Genomic DNA, 20996 nt, shown 5'->3' on the forward strand with positions numbered 1-20996 from the left:
GCGCAGTCAATGGCGAACGGCGCGGCAGCGATCGGCGGCAACGGATGAGGAAACGGAAATGACAAGACGGTTCAAGGTCGGCATCATCGGCTGCGGCCACATCTTCGACGCCTATGCGCGCCTCTCACGGGTGTTCGCACCCATCGACATCGTCGCCTGCGCCGATATCGACCAGCTGGCCGCCAATCGCCGGGCCAGCCAGTATGGGCTGACGTCGCTCGGCGTCAGCGAGCTGCTCGCCGAGAGCGGCATCGACGCCGTGATCAACCTGACCAATCCGGCGAGCCATGCCACGATCACCGACGCCGCTCTTTCGGCCGGCAAGCATACCTACAGCGAGAAGCCGCTCGCACTTGCCATGGCCGATGCGCATCATCTGATCGATCTCGCGATGCGGAACGGTCTTGGTCTCGCGGCGGCGCCGGACACGTTCCTCGGCGGCGCTCACCAGGCGGCACGCGGTCTGATCGATGCGGGCCGGCTCGGCACGATCAAGGCCGGCAGCGCCCACTTCATGAACCATGGCATGGAGGCCTGGCACCCGAATCCTTTCCCCTATTATCAGGCAGGCGCCGGTCCCGTTCTCGACATGGGCCCATACTACGTGACCGTGCTGGTCAGTCTGCTCGGCCCGGTCAAACGGGTGGCATCGCTGGCGACGACCTTCTTCGACGAACGCGAGGTGACGGCGGAAGGGCCGAACCAGGGCACGATCGTCGCCGTTGCCACGCCGACAAACAGCCAGTCGCTGATCGACTTCCACTCCGGCGCGCAGGTGCATTTCTCGACCAGCTACGACGTCTGGGGCCATGGCCACGTCAACCCGATCGAATTGCACGGCACCGAGGCCTCGCTGATGCTGCCCGATCCCAACTATTTCGCCGGCGGTCTCGAGATCATCGACGCGAACGGTCGCAGCCCCATCGACACGCAGGATGCACCGTTCGGCATCCCGAACTGGCGCGAGCCGCGCGGCGCGCTGATCGGCAATTATCGCGGCCTTGGGCTCGCCGACATGCTGGACGGCATCGCCAATGGACGGGCCGCGCGCGCCTCGGGCGACCTGGCGCTGCATGTGCTCGAAGTGCTGCTCGCCATCATCCGCTCCGCCGAGCGGGGCCAGTTCATCGAGATCGAGAGCACGATCGAACGGCCCGAGCCGCTCGACATCGAAACGGCGCGCCGCCTGAAGGCCGTCGATGCCCCCGCCGAATTCCTCTCGGTGCAATAGTCCCGGAAAACGTCATGTCGCGCTATTCTGTCTCGTTCCAGCTCTATTCTTCGCGCCTGTTCCCGCCCGTCCCCCCGCAGCTCAATTATCTGAAGTCGGTCGGCTACGACTCCGTCGAGCTCTGGCCACAGACCTATGAGAGCGATCCGGCCGGCTTTCGCCGGGCGCTCGACGATTCCGGTCTCACATGCTCGGGCATGCATATGCCGCTCGCCGGCCTAGTCTCCGAGCCGCGCCGATGGTTCGACCTCGCTCACATGGTCGGCACCGACACGCTGATCCCACCCTATGTTCCGCAGGCCGAGCGACGGCCGACCGCCGACTTCTGGCGCAGTGTCGGCGAGCGCCTCCGCACCGGGGCCGAACTCGCCCGGCCCGAGGGACTGAAGGTCGCCTGGCACAATCACGATTTCGAGTATGTCCGCCTCGAAGACAGCAGCCGGCCGATCGATCACCTGCTCGACGCGGCCGGCGCGAATGTCGACTTCGAGATCGACATCGGCTGGGTGGTGCGCGGCTGGGCCGACCCGGCCACGGAACTGCGCCGATATGCCGACCGCATCACGATGATCCAGCTCAAGGATACGGCGACGGCCGGAACGGAACTGGACGAAGGCTGGACGCCGACCGGCGACGGCATCATCGACTGGCCGTCGCTCTATCCGCTCTTCGACGCGACAAGGGCGAAGCTCCTTGTCGTCGAGCACGACAACCCGACCGATTGGAAAGTGCTCGCGAAGCGCTCAATCGACTACATCCGCCTCCTCGTGGGCTGATCACGCGCGAAACGGCACCCCTATCGCGGCGCCGCCGGCGTTGGCGGCGCTGGCGGCATGGAGCGGCTCATCAGCAGCCGGGCGCGGACCATGCAACGCTGAGGCGTCAGGACGTCTTTCCTGCCATCGCGGCCGAAGCGTCCGGTGATCTCAGCCAGATCGGTGATTCGAGGTGTTCGTCGGCAAATCCGCGCGGAAATCGACCGCGTTTGCGTAGACGTAGCGAAGAATATCGCGCCATGGCGCAGAATCGGCGATGACTGGCGGAGGGAATGGGCCTGCCGTCGAACCTTCTCCATCTCCGTTCGACAATCGGTCTAAGATCGGTAAGTTACCCGAGCGCCCTCATCGATGATAACGAAACGATCCTGGTGCGCCGGATCGTAGGGGTTCGGCAGCAGTGTGAACGCGGGCTCGAGCGTGAGTACACGATCCACCTTAAGGACGAAGAACTCCTCGCGCTGTCGCTTCCGACTCTTGCGGGCGATCTCTCTGGCGTGGCGGATCTCGGAGGTGCCGAGCGTGAAGCCGGTGCTGTCCTCTTCGCTGGACTTTACTTCGATATTGTAGGTGCAGCCGTCCAGCATGAACCAGATATCGCAGCCTTTGCCCTCATCCACGTAGGAGGCATTGTCCGGAAAGGCTTTGGCACTGTAGGCGGAGACCCAGTTTGCAGGCGTGATGATATCGGGCCCGTATTTGATCTGCAGCCATCTGAAGGCATGGATCTCGCCCGCTGCGCCGATCAGATCCTCCATGTTTCGGCGCGTCTTCGGAGGCACTCGGGAGCGCTTGGTTCTTTCTTTTGCATCGCCCGGCTTCGGCTTCTTTGCCTTTTGCGGAAGCGTGACCGCCGTCAAATCGAACCCCGCAAACGCGCGCACGCTTGCGTCGGAAACATGCGCCGAAATATGCGCGAAGAGTTGCGCTAGGCCTATATCAGAGTTTTCGATGTCACCACCACAGACCTGAACAGTGCGCTTTTTTCGCTCGGCCGCCGCCTGAAGGGCCGACAGGCGGTCTAGTGCGTCATCCATCTCGTCAGAATTGACCTGCAAAGCTATCATCAGCCCGTCGAGCGACCTGGTATCCCTAATAGCGTCGAGGATTTTCTGCGGCGTAGTCGGGGGCAGGTCCGCGCAGATGAAATCCAGCGCGCGCGCTTCGTCCCAGCGCTGAGTGAAGACGTCGCGATCCTCGGGTCGGGGGGACAAGGTCGGCTCGCTAAGTTTCGCCTCGCGCCAGGCAGAATTCTCGTTGATGCCTGCTGCGGCATGCCATGCTGTTGCAATCAGCATGAGGCGGCTGTGCAGCCCCTCCACCAAGCGGCGGTTTACGGCTGCAACTTCCACAGGATCAGTCAGTGGAACCTGGATCGGAAAGCAAGCGATGGCGCTTCCGGGTTCGGTCGAGGTCAGGAGGTCGCTCAACGCTATACTATCAAATGCAAAACCTGCTTGTGCCAGTTCCGCGGCGATGGCGCTCGCCACTTCCGATGCAGGAAGCTCCCAATAGACCTCGGCGGTGGCCGAAGGGCACGTCATATCATCGAGGCGCTTCATCATCGTGCCGTAGGGCGGCGCTTCCGGCGTCCGGGCGGCAAGCGTGGCAATGATGCGCCTAAGAACAGGTAGCATCCGGTCGCGATGTTGCCGGAATTGCCTTTCGTGCAATGGGTTAGAAATTGCGACTTCGCCGTGTCGAGCGCCTTCGCGGTTCCAATGAGTAAGCTCGACCTGCGGACCCAGCAGGTCGCGGACAAGGATACCAAACTGCAGCAGTTCCCTTGATGTAACGGCAGCATTCAATACTTCTTGTGCAAGCCCCTGGGATGGGAATGCCTCCTCAAGAACAGAGATAAGTTGGTCGCGCTGTTCCGATACCTCGACACGAAGTGCTAGATCTTCCCGTGAAAGAACACGCAGAAGCCTCGCCACTCGAGAAATCACCGGTCCAAGGTCGCCGCGCCAGAGCTCAAGTACCTCGTGGAAGTGATCCGGCGAAAGATCAAGAAGCCTCAGGGTACGTTCGGGTATCACATCCTCATCGTTGGGCCAGATTTCATCGAGACCGGTGCGGATCTGCACCCGCAAGTCGGACCGACCAATCAGTTGCGACAACGCGTCAGCGACAGACTGAATGTCGGATTTCCATTCCGTATCAAGTACAAGCGTTCTCTTGCGGGCGAGCCATGCGGCCATCTGCGGCATCGGATCAGCGATCGGCTGGTCGGTTATCATTGGCACGACGGAGAGTTGGGGCACGACGGCCACTCTCGCCTCGCGGAAGGCCGCGACAAGGTCGTTGAACCCCCCCGACATTGTGCCTTGGGCGTTCTGCCCGTGAAAGGCGGCGATCGTCAGCACGAGGGGAATGACTCCATCGAGATCCCGGAACGACGGAATCTCAACCGCCTCGGCCTCTGCGAATGGCCGATTGCCAGAAAGAGCTGCCAGTTCGAAGCGCTCAGAATTCTTGACCGCACCCCCGAAACGCGCAGAAAAGCCCTCGGCAAGACGTTGTGCGGTTTTGGGTTCGATCGCGATCACCGAGAGACCAAGTTCACGTAGGTCCGAAGCGGAGGAGCGACTACTTGGCAGATAAACCGTCCTGTCCGCTGAGGGTTTTACCAACGCCAGAACTCCATCGGGCTGCTGCACCACAACATGTGCGGGGAAACCAGCTGGTGAGGCGGGTTCAAATGCCTCCCAAGCCGCGCGCAATTGGCCGATCAAAGTGCTCGCGTTGCGGAATGCGCGGTTGTCCACGGCTTTGCCTAGGCTATCCAGCAGCCGCACATCGTCTGATCGCGTTTCTGGATCGTATTGGGCGACCCCGAGGCGTGAGAACAATGATTTAAGCACTTCGTCCTGCTCAATCCGAACTGCAACCTGTGCGGGTAGCGGGGAAAGGTGCTCAAAGGTCCAAATTCTGCCGTTTGTTGTGTAGCGGCTCGGGATCAACCAGCGTCCTGTGGGCTTAGTCCAGCTTCGTGTACCCTCGTGATCCCCCTCGGGGATCCACTCAAACATTGCCAAGGCCAAGAATAGAGGCGAGCCTAAAGTGATGCGCTCGTAGGTTCCTGTGTCCCGCATGAGGTCCACGCTTGGCCACCCGCTGCCCCAACGACGCGCGCTGCCCATTACGACTTCAAGGAGGGCCTGTTTCGTATCCTTGTCGAACGATGCGCGGTTTTCGAGCCCTGGTAACCAGCGGAACGTGTCGATCTTGGATCGCCCGGATTTGTACGAACTAATCCGACCGCGCAGGTTCTGACCAAAAACGCTCCAAGTCTCGGCGTCGATGGGTGTTAGGGCGATTTGGTGGACCTGAAAGTGATGGTTACTAACCTGACATGTGAGGGCAGGCTCCTTTCCGCCGATCTGAATGAGTGGTAGCCCATCAGAAACGCCTGCCTTTTCAAGCACATGACGGGCGGCTTCACCGAGATCACCCCAGTCAGGGTCATCTGGGCTGCAAAGCAGCCGGGCACGCGCGGTTTGGGCGCTTCCAGTGCCGGCAAGCCGCAGGTATCGGTCCACTGCAACACCGTGTGTTTCAGGCCAACCCTTGCCAAATATGGCTTGGGATATGGGATACCATCCGCCACGGCATGGAACGGGGATCCTTGCCATGGCCTTGGTGACGCTCTCGCCATCGCCGCGCGCCTCCAACGAGGTTGCGAGGCGGAGCGCGTAGGAAAGGGCATCGCGACATAGTCCGGCATCGCTAGTCCCGCGGGCAACAGGCATGGCGGGCAGGTTCGGCGCCAAGATATCCGCAAGCACGTCTTCGCGTCGAAAGACGTTAACCAGCTTGGCATCCAGTAGGCGCTTGTGAAGGTCGGTGTTCTGTCTGCGGCCGTCGCGGACTTCGCTGACGGGTATCTTCGAGTCGAGGATTGCTATGAATGATTGTAGCCCAGTGGGGATCTCGTCGATGCCCAACTCGTCCTGGTTGTCATCTTCCAGACTGGACTGGCGCGGTCGAAAGTAGATCGCCCGTCCAGCAACACCTCCGGAATGCAGAGCCCCGTCCGTACAGAGAAGGATATCCCTACCGCTAAGGTGAGACAGATCACCATCGAAAATGTCGCAGACATCCTGCCAGAATTGCCCCCAATCAATATCCGCCGTGCCCGCCAGCACTTTTGCAGCGGCTTCAATCGTCGTTGCCTGGTCTTCCTTTGCAGGCAAAACTCCGATATCAAAATGCTCGGAAAGGCGCTCAACGGACCGCATGCGCAGATCCAATTCCGCTACATAGGCCGGAAAGGTCGCAAGTTGGCGCATGAGGTCCGCACCCAACACCTTTGGGTTGCTCGGCAACGGCAGTGCGGACGTTTCTGATAGCGTGCGCCATCCGTGATCGCTGAGCATCCACGGCGCTTCCTTGATACTGATCCCCATATCCGCCGCTGCGCTAGACAAATGCGCTTGCCACCGTGCCTCCGACGCACGGTCGGAGGCAAGCGGCGCAAGTATGTCCAAGATGTTTGCCGCCTCCGCGACTGAACGTCCGGCCAAGTCTTCGGCAATCGCCTCTAGAGCAAGAAAGGCCACCTGTTGCAGCAGGAATTCGTTGTAGTTCCCCCCTGCCTGTGAGCCCTCTACCTCTGAATCAAAGCTGATTGTCGTGCGACTCATGTCGCCGAAGAACGGTGCGTTGATGTGAAGAGCGGCTCCAGTCTCCAACGCGGTCGGAAGGAAGATACTGAGTCTTCCGGGTGTTGGTTCACGCTCATCGCTAACGGCGAGAGAAATCTCGGCCCGTTCCAGTTTCGGCCAGTGGCCGGGCAAAGTACGAATAGATTCCTGAACCGCCTCCGGCATGTCGAATACCGGAAGCGTGCGCCGCCAGACGGAGTAACGCTGTGAAGTTTCGCCCGAACTGATCGAAATTTTGCCAAATCCCCTTGGCCCACTCGCTTTCCTAAGAACGCTTCGAAAGAACGATCTGGAGCTACTGGGAGTGGTGATTGTCAGCGACTTCAGGTTATCGAGAAACAACATGGAATCGGTTTCAATCTCTGTGAGCTTGTGTTCCGCGAGGATGGCAGCCGTAGAGGAAAGCAGCGGCAAGGCTAGGACGGATGCAAATCCGCGGGCTTCAAGGTCCTCGACCACGGGGTTGCGCGCCGATTGCGGCCAAGGCAAGAGATAGGGCGAAAGGTAATCGATCTCGTCACGCAACCAGTCCGATGTCGGATTTTTGCCTTGCGCCTGTCGGCGTCGTGCGCCGGTACGCAAACGCTCACAAAGGCTGGGATCTTCATCGACGACCTCGGCAAACCATTCCTGTTCGACCGAAAATGGTCGATCCTCAAGGATAGCAATTATGGGGTCGTAGATTGACTTGGTGAATTTCGGCGAGAAGCCGAAGCAATAGCCATCGAATTCTGGACTGTCTTCCCGTCGCCGAGACCAGATGCGGGGCGCTTGGCTAATCTCAAGTACGCTGCGAAAGCCAATGCCCTTGTTGCCGACAGCGGTAGCGGGATCCTTGTCGCTCTGGCCAAGGCGGGAAACGCTTTCAAAATTACTATGCGAGAATGGTGCACCGTCATTGGCGACGTATAGAGTTCCAAACCCGCTATCCATTTCCAGTCGCATCTCGATCCGGCATTGCGAGGCTTTGCGGTCTTCGGCTCGACTGACGGCGTCATAGGCGTTCTGGATCAATTCGATGGCAAAACGGCCGTGGTACTGATGCCTAACTTGCTCGGTCAGGCTATGGATGGAACGGTAGTCCGTAACCCCTTCTGCGAGTTGGTAGAGGAAGCTGCGTATCTTACCGCCAGTCTCAGAGCGGATCACCGCCTCGAACGAGTTGGGGCTCGTGGGTATACGGTTGTCGAGCTGCGGATGTTCGTGGAGCATTAGAGAACTCTGCATTCAGGACGTCGGCGTTTCCAAGGTGGCAGGTCGCGTGGAAGATGTGGCGCCGATGGTTCCTGTGGGGGGCATGCAAGATTTATTCAACGCACAGAGCGTGTTCACAAGCCGCATCTGCTCGACTGTCTCGCACTTCGCCTCGCGCAGACGCGGCGCGCCGAAGACCAGTGCAAGACCCTTGGCGCGCGAGACCGCCACGTTGATGCGGTTGAGCGAGAACAGGAACTCCATCCCGCGCGGTGTTTCCTCGGCCGAGGACGCGGTCATCGAGACAAGGCAGACGGGCGCCTCCTGTCCCTGGAACTTGTCCACCGTGCCCACACGAATGGCCTCCGGCAGCGCCTCGCGCAGGGCGTTGACCTGTGCGTTGTAGGGGGCGACCACGATGATGTCGCTGGCCCGCATCGGGCGGGTCGCGCCGTCCCTGTCAGTCCATGTGCCTTTCAGCAGGTCGGCTACGGCTGCGCGGATCACTTCGACCTCTTCGGCCGCGACCTGCGCGTTGCCCTCGTGCGGCACGGGCACCCAGAAGGCCCCCACCTCGGGGAAGCGCGTGCCACGGACAGCCTGATGCGCGGTGTCGGGATGGCTGGTCAGCCGCCCTTCATAGACTTGGTCCGAGATGAAACGGCAGATCTCGGGGTGCATCCGCCGCGAGACGGGCAGGAAGATGCCCCGGTCCGGGGGCACGGTCGCATGGTCGCCCAGCATCCAATCGAGGCACGACAGGTTCGCAGGCTCCGGATGCGCGCCCTGGATCACCTGCGGCAACTGGCGCGGGTCGCCGACAGGCACGATGTTGCGTGCGGCCCGGCCCATGGCCACCATGTTGGCCAGTCCGACTTGCCCTGCCTCATCGACGAAGAGCCAGTCGAAGGCCTGCACATTCTCGTCGCGAGAGAAGAACCATGCCGTCGCGCCGACAACATGTTGCCCACCCGCCGCTTCGTCATTGTTGGTGGTGCGGCGCACCGGGCAATCGTCGGGGTAGCCGTCATCATCGCCGCTGGTCTTGTGAACCAGATCCAGCGTGATCGGCAGATCCGCGTCCTCCAGTGCATAAAGACAGCCCATAAGCACATTGCGGATCGCTTCGTGGCTGTTCGATGTCACGCCGACCCGCGCGCCCTTGCGCACCAGCGACAAGATCGCGCGGGCGGTGACAAAGGTCTTGCCGGTGCCGGGCGGTTCCTGAATGGGCAGCACGGTTTCGTCCATCGCATCCACAGCCGCGATCGTGCCTGACACTGCGTCAGCCGTTGGCAATAGCGGTCCGGTCGTCAGGCGGGGCGCCGCGCGTGCCAGCAGATCATCAACCGCCCGATAGGCGCGCGGCCCACATTGGTCAGCGATGACGTCACGCAAAGCGCCAGGGATAGGTTTGGGATCAATCGGCCAATCGGGATGCAGGTTGATCCGGTCGCCGAGAAGGCGGTCCTTGCTCGGTCCGGCTTTCACTGTAACCTCCCGCGCCTTGCGATCCAGCCTTCCAAGGTTGCCGATCAGTCCGTCGATAGCAGAGCGCAGGATGCCACCGTCTGACGCGAGGGCGACGAAGGCATTGGCAAGGGCCTCGATGGTCGGGGCTACGGCGACCGCAATCCGGTTGCGCAGGCCGTCGAAGACCAGAGACACCGTGCCGAGCGCCAACTGCGTGCGGCGCAAGGCTTCCAGCGCATCGCTGTCCAGAACCGCTCCGAGGTCGGATGCCTGATCACCCAGACGGGCCATCTCTGCTCCGCCGTTGCGCAGGAGTGGCAGGAGGCGGGTCGCGTCCGAGGCCATGGCCTCGAGATAGAAGGTCATCTCCTGCTGGCTGAGCCCAGCGCGTTCAAGCGTGTCGACGTAAAGCTGCAAAGCCTCGGGGCCGGAAAGGCGCGCGAACTGGTCGGCAGTGACTCCGACCCGGGGCGCGACGTTCTCGAAGAAATCCGCCATCGGCCCGCCGCCGGTCTGCAGGAAATCCCCGACCCGGTCGTTCACGTCCTTCAGGATGTCGGCCAGCTTCTCCTGTTCGATGCCGACCGTCCGCGCCCCGGCCGACCAGCGTTGCAGGGCTTGCGGAGCGGCATTGGCGACCTGCGCGAACTGCCGGATCTGCGCGGCACTCTCGGCGGTGGAACGCACAATCAGCCCGAGGGACGCTGTGGCCGCCGCAGCTGCCGCCCCGAGGGCAATGCCCGCCCGGCGCGCAAAGGCCGCTAGCCGGGTGTTCGCCAGTTCAATCTCGCGCGACAGGCGGCCGAGGCCCTTCGCCCCGGCCTCGCCAACACCCTCCAGTTCGGCGCGCACCTGGCGGCCGCCCACGGCGGCGAGCCGGACGGAGACGCGTTTCTCGGCCATGGGATCGGGGCTCCGGTTGGAATGGGGTCAGTCGCGGTTCGCCGCGATCTGTTCGTTGATGCGGCGGACCATCACCGCTTCGAGGGCGGGCAGCAGTTCGGCGATGGCGGGCGCGGAGATGCCGAGGGCCGCGCCCAAGGCCAGCGCTGCGCCCATGTCCCAGCCGATCACCGCGCCAGGGAGGACGCGCATCTGCCCCCCAAGACGCTGCGCCAGGTCCCAGACCTGCGCGCCTTCAAGGGTTTGAGGCCGGTTCAGCCGCGCGGGGCAGTCGGGACAGGGTCCTGCACAGGCCGTGCAGTAGCCTTCGCCCCCGCCGAAAGACCAGTCGGCAAGGGCGCAGAGGCGTTTTTTTTCCGCGTCCAGCAGCAGCGCCTTGGCGACGTAGTGGGTCTGGAACGCCTCGAAGGCAGGCCAGAGGTCGAGGAGCGCATCGATGGCCTCGGGGCTCGGCTCGATGGGACTGCCATCGGCATCGCCGATCCCCTCCCATGCGAGGATCGCGCGCCGCGCCAGCGCCTTGGCCATGAAAAGCGCGGCTTCCTCGGTCGCCGCGCTCTCGGGCAGGTCGGCAATCGCCGGATCGCTGCGCGCCGAGACCATCAACGCGGTGGTCAGCGGGCGGAGCCGGACACGCACGCCGGGGATGAGATCGCACCATTGCGGCGCGTTGGTGAGGTCAAGGGTCAGCATGGTGGGCCTTCTCAATAGGTGGCGACGGTGTTGACGAGGACGGCGGTGCACATCCGGGCGGGGCTCGTGGCCTTCGCCGCCTGCCAGTCGAAGGTGGCCTGGATGCCCTGCGGGCCCGGTATCTCGATGCGGGGCCGCGGAAGGTAGACGGCGTGCGCGGTGAAGGTAAAGCTGGCGTTGGCCCCGAGGCTCCACGCGAAGACTAGCTCGCAAGGCGTGCCGTCGATGGCCTGCGTGATCAGCGCTGTGTCCGCGAAACGGACCTCGACGCGGCCGGTCAGCGCGGCCATGCCGGGGTCGGCGCCCTCGATGCGCCCGTCCGAGCGGATGGTCTCGATCCGGTCGAGGCCGTTCGAATAGGTCACCTCGACCGAGATGACGTTGCCGAGGGGCGAGCCGTTGCGGGTGATCGCCCCGTTGAAATGCCCGAAGCGCTGCAATGCCAACGCGGTGGGCGTGCCAGCCGCCGTGGCGGCCGGGACGTTCTCCCCCTGCGCCACCAGCCGCGCCGTGGCGGTTAGCAGGCCTGACCGCGCCATCTGCCAGGAAAGCTGATCGCAGACACAGCCGGTGTACATTGCATAGCGCGGCACCTCGGGCATTGCCGTCTCAATGGCCATCGACGGCAACGTCCAGTTGCCGGACTGGAAGGTGTGGGTCTTGGGCGTCGTTCCGGAGGTCGTCGGCTGACCGAAGGCGGCCTTCAGCCAGAGGCCGAAGTTCTCGACATCGATCGGCACGACGACGTCGCCATCGGCCGTGACCGCGTCCTTGATCGGGGCCAGCGGGTCGCGCCCCTGTCCCAGGAGTTCCGAGGCGATCAGCGGCTGCTCGGAGCCAAGCGTGGTCCTAGCGAAGGGCACCGTGCGGTAGCCCGAGGCGGGCGCGGTGCTATAGACGGACTCGAACGCAAGCGCCATCTGCGCCCGCGCCCCATGGGCTCGTGCCATCGTAGTCTCCTTTGGTGAAGGGGGTCAGGCCAGCGGATCGGCCGTGGAATAGTGCAGGATGACCGGGATCACCGCTGCCTTCAGGCTGGCGGCACCTTCGACGGCCAGATCGACCGGGCGCGGCGCTTCCGCCTCGACCCAGTCGCAGAGCCCGCCCAGAGTGCGGTCCGCTACAACCGCCGCGCCGATGCTGGCGCAGAGCGAGTCGAAGGCGGCGTCACGGGTGGCGCCCTGCACGACCGCCTCGATCTCGGACCGGTGCTGGTAGTGATAGCGCAGTGGCGACAGCGTCACTTCCGGATCGCCCGGCTCGCCATCGCGCAGGATCAGGAGACCTGCGGTTGGCACGCGTTCCGGCAGGACGTCACCGCGCAGAGCCGTGGCGGGCAACGCCGAGAGCCGCGCGTGCAGCGCGGTGAGGACGGTTTCGCGTGGGGTGGGCATGTTAAAACACCGTTTGTTACTTGCGATCGCGTCCCTCGGGTCTAGAGTTCAAACCAAGTAGCTTGTGGAGGCTAGGTTGAGCGATTCAAATTTCGTTGCACACTTCACAAAGGGTGCAAAAGACACGCCCTTTGACAATTTGGTCAGCATCCTGAATGCCAAATCAATAAGAGCTGGGGAACTTCCTTGGACCAAGAACCCGGCTGTCTGTTTCACCGAGTGCCCATGGTCTAGCTTGCTGAAACATACCGGACACTATTCCCCATATGGCATCGGTTTTACCAAGTCTCATGTTTTTGCCGCAGGCGGAGGTCCGGCATATTATGTGCGCGCCGATCATTGGTCGAAACAACAGTGGGACAACCACGTTAAGACGTTCGTGACGCCGTTCTGGCCTGAATACCGGCCACAGACGGAGGAATTCAGAAAGCCACTCAGCGGAAAAACCATCGACTACTCTCATGAGCGAGAGTGGCGGGTGCCCCACGATTTCCGTTTCGAACACCAGCAGGTCCAGTTTGTCGTACTGCCTGACTACGAAGCGATGGCGAAGTTCCCGAAGGACCTAAAGGATGCTATTGGCAGGGAGAAGTTCATCTTAGTCGAGGTGTATCGCCACATCGAGCGTCTGTGGCCAACGCATGTCGTTGATTGAACGCCCCGTTACGCCCGAAGTTCGAACCACTTCGCCACGATCAGCCCCGGCACGGCATCGTGTGCCCGCTCTGCATCCCGCGCCAAGTCCAGCCGTTTCGGCAGCCTGACCTGCGGCACCAGAAGGAAGATCGGCGCGGTCACGAGGCCACGGCCGGTCTTTGACCGTGACGCGACGGCGCGGCCCTTCGTGTTCAGCCGCCCCTCCGCCACCAGCAGGCTCGGACCTCGGCGGCGATAGATGAAGCGCAGGCGCAGGCCGGTGCGACGCTCCCATTCGCCCGGAGTGATCCGACCGCCACGCAGGGACTTGCCTGCAGCGGGCGTGGGGATCGCCAGCCAGAAGCCGTTCTTCGAGCGGATCAGCGGGCCGGTGTCGTGCGCGCCGACGATGACCGGGGCGTTGGACCAGACCACGGTTGCCGCGTTCAGGCTGGGCGTGGCCTTGGGGAACTGCTCCGACCGGATGGTGCGGGCGAGCCGGAGCCCGAGGCCCGCGCCGGTGATCTGCAGCCGCCACGCCGCCTTCAGCCCTGTCCCGGCCTCGCGGATCGCGGCCGAGACAGCCCTCTCGCCCGCCGCAACCTCGGCCGCCATCATCGCGACGATGTCGGGATCGATGTCGAGCTTCAGCCGCATCGCGGTCACGCTGGGCGCAGGTCGACGGTCCAGACCAGCCGCTCGCTGTCGCGGACGGGCTCGCCCTGGATGAGGAAGGCGTCGCCGTCGATCTCGACGCGGTCGCCGGGGCGCGGGGCTGGCACCTCGGTGACACGTAGGTCGATCCGGGTGGATTCGGACCAGAGCCTCGCATCGCCGAAGTCGGTGATCGCATCGGCACGTCGTGCGACCACGCGCACGAGGACTGGCGCGCCGCCGTCGGCGATGTAGACCGCATCCCGCCCGATGTTCGGATCGGCGAAGAGCGCGCCCATGGCGGCGGCGAAGGCGCTCATCAGAACGACCCGTTCAGCCGCACCCGGCCGACTACATCGCCCGCGCCGCCTGCAACCACCTCGGTCGCCACGCCGATCAGCGTGTTCGAGGTGGTGACCTTGGTGGTCTGGCGGGCGGTGTTGTCCCAGTAGATGCGGTCGCCGACGGCCCACGCCTGGCTTCCGAGCTTCTTCAGCTCGTAGACGCCGACGAGGGCGGCTTCGACGGTTTCGCCGAGGGCAGCGGTGCCTGAGGCCACGCCGAAGATGGAGCCGACGAGCAGGCCATCGCCCGATGCGACGGCATAGGGCGCGGTCAAGGTGATGGTGTTGCCGGGCTGGACGTAGGTTTTCATGGGGAAGATCCTTGTGGAAAGACGAAGGGCGGCCCGTCAGGACCGCCCGCGTGTCTGGGTTCAGCATGTCGGGGTGCGGGTTACGCGCCCGGGTTCTTGTAGAGGCCGCGCCAGTCGATGGCCTTGGCGCCGAAGTCGAGGCGGCACTTGATCTCGACCCCGTCGACGTCGAAGCCGTTGCGGGTCTCGATGTAGGCGCCCTGCTGGCCCTCGAGATAGGCGTACTCGATGGTGTCGATCTGGTTGGGGCTCGCTGCCAGATACCAGGAGGCGGCGCTTGCGGCATCGAGGCGCGGCTCGCTGATCGGGGACAGCGTCCGGATCGACTGCGGCACCACCTTGGCGCTGTCGGCGGGGACGAGGTTCTGGGCCACCAGCTGCTCGGCCTTCAGTTCGAGGGCCGCCGGGACGATCAGGAAGGCGGGGCGGATGTTCAGCACCGTCTTCTTGTCGAGCCCGGTCTGCAGCGCCATCGCCGCCCGTGCCGCACCGACGCTTGCCACGTCCAGCGCCGCACCGGTGCCCGCGAGGTTCTTGTGCGTGGTGTGGAAGAGTGCGTTGCCGTCGGCCATCGCCGGGTTCGCGGTGATGATACCCCAGACCACGTCCGACTCCAGCTGGGCGATGGAGTTGCCGTACATCGCCGGGATCCGGGTGAAGGCGTCGAGGTCGTCGTTGATCAGCACCTGCCGGGTGATCGCGACGACCCGGCCATAGGTCTTCACGCGGTAGCTTTCCTTGCTCTCGCCGAGGGTGCCGCGTTTGAACTCGCCGCTTTCGCCCACCTCCAGAAGCTGGGGTGCCTCGCCCAGCTGGACGCGGTGCATGGATTTGAAGTCGGTCGCCAGCACCTGGCGACAGAAGAGCGCGAAGGTGCGGGGATAGGCGTCATAGGCCTGCCGCAGGGTCTTGTTGGTGACAGCCGAGAGGATCTCGGGGAAGTCCGAGGTCGAGTGCAGCGCGCGGGTCGCCACCTCGTCGCGCGAGAGGCCACGCGTGTTGACCCCCGCATTGCCGAGGCTCTCGCGGGCCAGTTCCAGCAGCGTCATGCCGCGGTACTGGCGGGCGGCGTCTTCCAGCGGGAAGAGCGTCGGGCTGTAGCGGTGCAAGAGCGCGTTCGCCACGGCATCGCGGCGGGTGATGCGCTCGTCCCGGCCGCCGAGGGGCACGGAGACATGCGGGAAGGTCCGGGTCTCATCCGACTTCGCGGCGACCTGGTCGAGGATCAGGCGGCGGGACTCGTCGACGCTGATCCCGCGTTTCACCAGATCTTCGGCGAAGCTGCGCCCGAGGTTCAGACGGCCGGTCAGATCGTAGATCGTGGACACCCGGTCGCGCTCGGCGTCGCGGGCACGGGTGGCGATGGCCTCTGTGTCGGGTGCCGGAGTGGGGTCCGGCGTGCGCGCGGCGGCCTGTTCGGGCTGCGCCGGGGCCGCAACGGGCTGCTGGCGGGTCTCATGGCTGGCGGGAACATCCCCGGCCACGGTAGTGGTGCTCTCAGGCATGGATGCCTCCTTTTGCATGCGGGTGTCGACGATCTCGACGGGATAGCTGGCCTGATCCGAGGCGCGCACCTGCGCGCGGGGATCGGCGGGAACGGTCACGAAGCTGACCTCGAGTGGAGTCCAGCGTTCGACGATGCGTTGCTCGACCTCGCCCTTGGCGGCGGGCTCGACCACCTTCACCCGCTCGATGGAATAGCCGACCGAGACGTTGCGGATGATGCCGTCGCTGATCAGGCCGAACATGCGGTCGGCGGCCTGGTCCAGCCCCTCGCGGGGGAAACGGATGGTGGCCTTGCCTTCCTTGCCCTCGATCCAGGCGCGTTCGACGACGCCCACTTGCGAATGCGAGGACCAGACCGAATGGCTGTCGAGCGCCGGAGCCCCCGCGTTGAGGCGCGTCAGGTCCACCGCCCTGTCGCTGACCTCGAGGATCTCGTCGAAGGGCACGGAGGTGTCCCAGCCGGTCCAGCGCCGCCGCCGAACGGCTGCGCCGGTGGTGAAGACGACGTCGACCGAGCGCGCCTCGGTATTGACGGTCGCGGGCAGGATGGGCGCGCGCCGCAGCTGCATCGGCAGGGCGACCGGGGCCGCCATGATCGTGTCGGGCATGGCCCTATTCCTTCTCTGGTTCAGATGCGGGAGCGGCCGGTTCGCTGGCCGGATCGCCCGCCTGCGCGCTGCCGGTTTTCGTGACGCGGCGCGGATCGCTGTCGAGCACGAGACCGAGGCCATCGAGCTTGGCGTTGGTTGCGGCGATTTCCGCGAGGACCGCGTCCGGGTTATGACCCTGCCGCGCAATGGCCTGCGCCAGCGTCATCGTGCCGGTCCGGATCGCCAGCAGGTCGGCCATCGCGTCCTTGTAGGGATCGACGGCGTCGAACTTCGGTGGCGACCATTCCACCGGCACGTCAGGGATCGGGATCTGGCCCGCTGCCCATGCGGCCTCGGTGAACCAGCGCCAGACCGGTGCACAGAGCATCGGGATGAAGAGCTGCCATTGCACGGCGTCGATCATCCGGCGGAACTCGACCAGCCCCGCCCGGATCGAGGAATAGTTGACTTGGGACAAATCCCCGGTCAGCAGCTCGTAAGGCACCCGGAACCCGGCCGAGATCGTGTGCAGGCTCGCCCGCTTGTATTCGCCATAGCCGCCAGTGGCGGCGGGCTGGTTGAACCGAATGTCCTTGCCGCCGCGGGCATAGGCGATCAGGCCCGGCTCGAACTGCTCGACCCGGTTGCCGTCGGCGTCGACCACGGACGGCGCGATGCCCTGCTGCGCCTCATCGTCGCCGAAGACGATGGCGGTGACGCAGGCCTCGGTCTTCTTGCGGACCAGTTCCGCCACCTCGTAATCGTCGAGATCGCGCAAGCTGCGGATCACCGGCGCGCCCCAGGGAACGCCGCGCGCCTGCGTGCGCTGCTTCTCGTAGATGTGCGCGATCTCTGACGCGGGGACCGGGCGAGACCCAAGCCCGCCTTGCAGCGCGCCCCAGGCATCGCCGGGGTGTGCCGTGTGCAGCCAATAGGCCCGGCGCTTTCCGACAGCGTCGAATTCGATCCCCTGCACCAGCCGAGCACCGCCAAGGACGCCGGATTTGGTGGCATCGAGGAAGTCCGCCTCCAGCACTTGCAGTTGCAGCGGCACGGGCAGACCGTCGCTGGCGCGCCGCAGCCTGCGGCGTACCAGCACCTCGCCGGCTTCGATCATTTCGCGGCAGATCAGCGTCTGCAGGCCGTAGAAGTCGAGCTGGCCATCGGCATCGCAATCCGCCGTCCAGCGGGTGAACAGCGCATCGACCTTCCGGTCCAGCTTGTCGTCGCCGCTGGCGGCGCGCGGCATGATGCCCGCGCCGATGATGTTGTTCACCAGCACCGCCACGGCTTTCGCCGCATGCGGGTTGTTGCGCACCAGATCGCGCATGCGGTCGCGCAAGAGCGCCCCGGCCACGCCGATCTCGGTGTCGGCCGAGGATCCCGGCGCGCGCCAGCCGTCCGTCCGCCGCCCTTTGGACGCACCATCATAGCCGCGCGTCAGGGTCTCGAAGGCTTGCCGCGCCAGGACGCGACGGGCGGCGGCCCGAGGGGCCACAGTCGCGATAGCGTGATCGAACCAGTTCGCGGGCATCAGCGATCCCCACGGCTGAAGCCGGCCAACCCGGCGACCGGGAGCGACCGCGCGGTCCCAGCGATGGCCCGCTCGATGGTGCGGATGCGCGTCAGCAGATCCTCGGCCGAGCCGTAGTCGACCGATTTTCCATCATAGCTGACCCGCGTCGTGCCGCTGGCATAGGCCCGGCGCAGGGCTGCAAGTTCGGTTTCCGTCCAGTCGGTCATCAGAACCATCCTCCGCGTCGGCCAAGCCAGTCCGACTGCCGCTTTCCCTGGGGTGCGGATTGCGGTCGGTGGACCCGCCCCGCGCCATCCGTTTCCGTTGGCGCCGCCCCGAGCTGATCCTCGAGGTCGCGCCATTTCTCCTCAGACCAGCGGTCCGCGCCCGCGATCCATGCGGCGGCACGGGCGTAGACCCGGCAATCAAGCGCCTCGTTGCGCTCGCGGAGCTTCTGCCATTCGAGCTTGGCGAAGCCGCGCTTCGTGCGGACCGTCACCAGCTGCTCAGCCACAAACTGCTTCAGCCATTCGTTCTCGACCCAATGCGGCAGATGTACCGATCCCGGTGGAAACGCGGCCCCTTCGGCCATGTCTTCCTCGGTCGGCCTCTCCAGCCGCAGGAAGCGATAGGTTTCGGCCTTGAAGGTGGACACCGCCACGGTCCAGAGCCGCGCGCCGCGCCGGAGGCGCTTGCCGCCCTCAGTCGCGTCGACGAAGGTCGGCCCCGACACCGGGCTCGAGCGGTTGAACCCCTCGACACCCTTGACCGGCGACACCTGCGCGAACCCCTGCGCCCGCGACCACGAATAGACCGCCGGGGCCTCATAGCCCGTGTCGATGGCAAGCCGCGCGATGCGCAGATGCGCGCCGCGTTCGTGGGGCCAGCTTTTGTCCAGCAGCGCGGTCAGTTCCGACCAGGCGTCGTGCCGGTCCGGCCCACCCTCGATCACGACATGATCGACCAGCCAGCTCTCCAACCCGCGACCCCAGGCCCAGACATCGACCTCGATCCGGTCCTTCTGGACATCGGCCCCGGCGGTCAGGAACAACCCACCCGCTGGCACCGTGCCCGGCTTCCATGCCTCACGCCGGTCGTAGAGTCGCTGCCAGTCCGGCGCTTCTCCGGTCTCGACCCAGGTCTCGCCGAGGATCGTGTTGCGGAAGGCCTTGATCGCCTCGTCCGATCCTTGGGCCGCTTCCCATGACCGCACGATCCGCTCCCAACTTAGCCAGCCGATCGGCGAGTAAAGGGCCGAGAGGTGATACCCGACCGTGGTCGGATCGGCCGCAACGGCGGTTGCCCGCCATTCACCCGCCTCTAGCATCGCCGTCTTGTGGTGTTCACCAATGGGCTGGTCACAGCCCTCGCAATGATATTCCGCCGTTTCCGGCTTGCCCTTCTGCCAGCGCAGCCGGTCGAACTTCAGCCACTGCATCGCGCCGCAGTGCGGGCACGGCACGAAGAACCGCCGCTGGTCGCTGGCCTCGAACTCCCGCTCGATGCGGGAGAGCCCCCGGATCGTCGGCGTCGAGACCAGCAGCACCTTGCGCCGATGGGCAAACGTCAGCGATCGCGCCTCGGCCAGCGTGACCGGGTCGCCTTCCTCGTCGGCCGAGGCCGGATAGGCATCGACCTCGTCGAGAAAGATATATCGCGCCGGGGTCGAGCGCAGCCCCACCGCCGAGTTCGCGCCGGTCATGATCAGGATGCCGCCCGCGAATTCCTTGGACAGCATCGTGTTGCCCGCGTCGCGCGACCGGGCGGGCTTCACCCGCTCCCGCAGCTCGGGGCTCTCGTCGATCAGCGGGTCGATCCGCTGCCGCGAGTTGCGCTTGGCCAGTTCCACGGTCGGCTGGACCGCCAGCATCGGGCCCGGCGCCTGGTGGATGGCAAAGCCGATCCAGTTGTTCCCGGCCTCGGTCGCCCCGACCTGCGCCGCTTTCATGAACACGATCCGCTGCGTGGGATCGCCGGGCGACAACCGGTCCATGATCTCGCGCATGTAGGGCGTGCGACCTGTGCGATACCGCCCGGGTTCGGCCGACGCGCGGACCGAGAGCATGCGGTGCCGGTCGGCCCATTGCGACACTGCCAGGTCGGGGTCTGGCGTCAGCCCTGCACCCCAGGTGCGCAGGATTTCTGCCGCGCCGTCGAAATCGGTCAGATCGTCGTCAACGGAAATCGGGCCGGACCTCGGCGAGTTCGTCGAGGTGGGCACGGACATGTTTCTCAAGGACCTTCTGCATCGCGGCCGGTTCCACGCCCAGTTCCGCCGCCATCAATGCCGACGACCGCGCGGGCCAGTTCACCCACGCGTCCCGCACCTCCCGCGCCAGCCGGAACACCAGCGACAGCGCCCGGGCCCGCTCGATCAACTCCCCCTTCAGCTTCTGGAGCCGGATGCGGCGTTCCTGCGCCCTCAGCACCTCGTTGGCGGTTTTCGCCTGGAGGTAGGTCGTGCCGCCACCGACCGCCGGGACCGCCAGCCCCTGTTCGCGGAGCGTGTCGCCGACAGCTGTGACTGCAGCTTCTGGCACCGGCTTCAGCTTCGGTTCGGGGGGCTTGCGCGTCTTCGAGGGGTCTGTCGTTTCGGCACGCCGCGAGTCGCTGGCGACGGCGTTGATGCTGCCGTCGGGATAGAGGACCAGCCGTTCGGCGGTCTTCGCCTTCTGGATCGCGCCCCGCGACAGCCCGACATGCGAGGCGTACTGGCGCTCGCTCATGCCCTGCATCGACAGCTCCGATTATCATTCAAGATCATGCGCTTATCTCGTTGATAAGCATCGCGGGCAGAGCGAACGTCCTTTCAGAAGAACGATGCAACTCGACCCAAGGAGCCACCACGATGACCCGCCGCGCGACCGACAACACGAAAGCCCTCGACGCCTTCATCGCCGCGAAGACCGAGATCGACGCGATGCTGGAGCGGCTCGCCGCCCTGAGCGCGGACCATTTCGAGGCCAGCCCCGACGAGATCAACTGGGGCCATGTCGGCACCCTGAACCACTACCGCGCCAAGCTGCGCGAGATCACCGACATGGCCTTCCACGAAGGCGAACACGCCGAGTGAGACGATCCGCTTCTGGTCTCGCCCGCCGACTGGCG

At 64.7% G+C, this 20996-nt stretch carries 17 protein-coding genes; 4 read left to right on the top strand and 13 right to left on the bottom strand.

From position 1 onward, the window contains the following. The first annotated feature begins 58 nt into the window (after window positions 1-58). Window positions 59-1231, top strand: coding sequence for a Gfo/Idh/MocA family protein (locus QO015_RS11810; RefSeq protein ID WP_266279229.1), 1173 nt, complete (start codon window positions 59-61; stop codon window positions 1229-1231). Window positions 1232-1245: 14 nt separating this feature from the next. Then, entirely contained in the window at window positions 1246-2007 is a 762-nt protein-coding gene (locus tag QO015_RS11815; protein WP_266279228.1) for a sugar phosphate isomerase/epimerase family protein, read from the top strand. A 317-nt stretch (window positions 2008-2324) separates the two neighbouring features. On the opposite strand, the gene QO015_RS11820 is transcribed toward QO015_RS11815, so the two are convergent. The 5 genes from QO015_RS11820 to QO015_RS11840 are packed head-to-tail and all read right to left on the bottom strand — an operon-like array spanning window position 2325 to window position 12331. After that, window positions 2325-7886: a sacsin N-terminal ATP-binding-like domain-containing protein gene (locus QO015_RS11820; protein ID WP_266279227.1), complete on the bottom strand. Its 5562-nt coding sequence runs from the start codon at window positions 7884-7886 to the stop codon at window positions 2325-2327. A gap of 15 nt (window positions 7887-7901) precedes the next feature. Beyond that, window positions 7902-10244 carry a DEAD/DEAH box helicase gene (locus QO015_RS11825; RefSeq protein ID WP_266279226.1) on the bottom strand — a complete coding sequence of 781 codons (2343 nt, stop codon included), beginning with the start codon at window positions 10242-10244 and terminating at the stop codon, window positions 7902-7904. A gap of 27 nt (window positions 10245-10271) precedes the next feature. Beyond that, on the bottom strand, window positions 10272-10937 hold the full coding sequence (locus QO015_RS11830; protein WP_266279224.1) for a DUF7697 family protein: 666 nt from the start codon (window positions 10935-10937) through the stop codon (window positions 10272-10274). Window positions 10938-10948: 11 nt separating this feature from the next. Then, window positions 10949-11887 carry a phage tail tube protein gene (locus QO015_RS11835; protein WP_266279223.1) on the bottom strand — a complete coding sequence of 313 codons (939 nt, stop codon included), beginning with the start codon at window positions 11885-11887 and terminating at the stop codon, window positions 10949-10951. Between the two features lie 24 nt (window positions 11888-11911). After that, on the bottom strand, window positions 11912-12331 hold the full coding sequence (locus tag QO015_RS11840; RefSeq protein ID WP_266279221.1) for a hypothetical protein: 420 nt from the start codon (window positions 12329-12331) through the stop codon (window positions 11912-11914). A gap of 76 nt (window positions 12332-12407) precedes the next feature. Here QO015_RS11840 and QO015_RS11845 point away from each other — a divergent pair, with 76 nt between their 5' ends. Beyond that, complete coding sequence (locus tag QO015_RS11845; RefSeq protein ID WP_266279220.1) at window positions 12408-12986, top strand: abortive infection system antitoxin AbiGi family protein; 579 nt, start codon at window positions 12408-12410, stop codon at window positions 12984-12986. 8 nt (window positions 12987-12994) lie between these two features. Here QO015_RS11845 and QO015_RS11850 read toward each other — a convergent pair whose 3' ends face one another. The 8 genes from QO015_RS11850 to QO015_RS11885 all read right to left on the bottom strand — a co-directional run bounded on the left by QO015_RS11850 (window position 12995) and on the right by QO015_RS11885 (window position 20623). Further along, on the bottom strand, window positions 12995-13624 hold the full coding sequence (locus QO015_RS11850) for a DUF6441 family protein (protein WP_266279219.1): 630 nt from the start codon (window positions 13622-13624) through the stop codon (window positions 12995-12997). A 5-nt stretch (window positions 13625-13629) separates the two neighbouring features. Next, on the bottom strand, window positions 13630-13941 hold the full coding sequence (locus tag QO015_RS11855; protein ID WP_266279218.1) for a head-tail joining protein: 312 nt from the start codon (window positions 13939-13941) through the stop codon (window positions 13630-13632). Next, window positions 13941-14276: a DUF2190 family protein gene (locus tag QO015_RS11860; RefSeq protein ID WP_266279216.1), complete on the bottom strand. Its 336-nt coding sequence runs from the start codon at window positions 14274-14276 to the stop codon at window positions 13941-13943. Before QO015_RS11860 ends, QO015_RS11855 begins: the two co-directional genes overlap by 1 nt. Window positions 14277-14356: 80 nt before the next feature. Then, on the bottom strand, window positions 14357-16390 hold the full coding sequence (locus QO015_RS11865; protein WP_266279215.1) for a prohead protease/major capsid protein fusion protein: 2034 nt from the start codon (window positions 16388-16390) through the stop codon (window positions 14357-14359). 4 nt (window positions 16391-16394) lie between these two features. Next, window positions 16395-17906, bottom strand: a complete 1512-nt coding sequence (locus QO015_RS11870; RefSeq protein ID WP_266279214.1) for a phage portal protein — start codon at window positions 17904-17906, stop codon at window positions 16395-16397. Beyond that, window positions 17906-18115: a phage head-tail joining protein gene (locus tag QO015_RS11875; protein WP_266279212.1), complete on the bottom strand. Its 210-nt coding sequence runs from the start codon at window positions 18113-18115 to the stop codon at window positions 17906-17908. The genes QO015_RS11870 and QO015_RS11875 overlap by 1 nt, the downstream gene beginning before the upstream one ends. Continuing rightward, window positions 18115-20115: a phage terminase large subunit family protein gene (locus QO015_RS11880; RefSeq protein WP_266279210.1), complete on the bottom strand. Its 2001-nt coding sequence runs from the start codon at window positions 20113-20115 to the stop codon at window positions 18115-18117. Before QO015_RS11880 ends, QO015_RS11875 begins: the two co-directional genes overlap by 1 nt. Beyond that, window positions 20063-20623 (bottom strand): hypothetical protein, encoded by a 561-nt coding sequence (locus QO015_RS11885; protein ID WP_266279209.1) that lies wholly within the window; start codon window positions 20621-20623, stop codon window positions 20063-20065. The genes QO015_RS11880 and QO015_RS11885 overlap by 53 nt, the downstream gene beginning before the upstream one ends. Before the next feature lie 113 nt (window positions 20624-20736). On the opposite strand from QO015_RS11885, the gene QO015_RS11890 reads away from it, so the two are divergent. Next, a complete protein-coding gene (locus QO015_RS11890; RefSeq protein WP_266279208.1) occupies window positions 20737-20961 on the top strand; it encodes a hypothetical protein in 225 nt (74 codons plus the stop codon). The last annotated feature ends 35 nt before the right edge of the window (window positions 20962-20996 follow it).

Source organism: Kaistia geumhonensis, assembly GCF_030815145.1.
Lineage (GTDB): Bacteria > Pseudomonadota > Alphaproteobacteria > Rhizobiales > Kaistiaceae > Kaistia > Kaistia geumhonensis.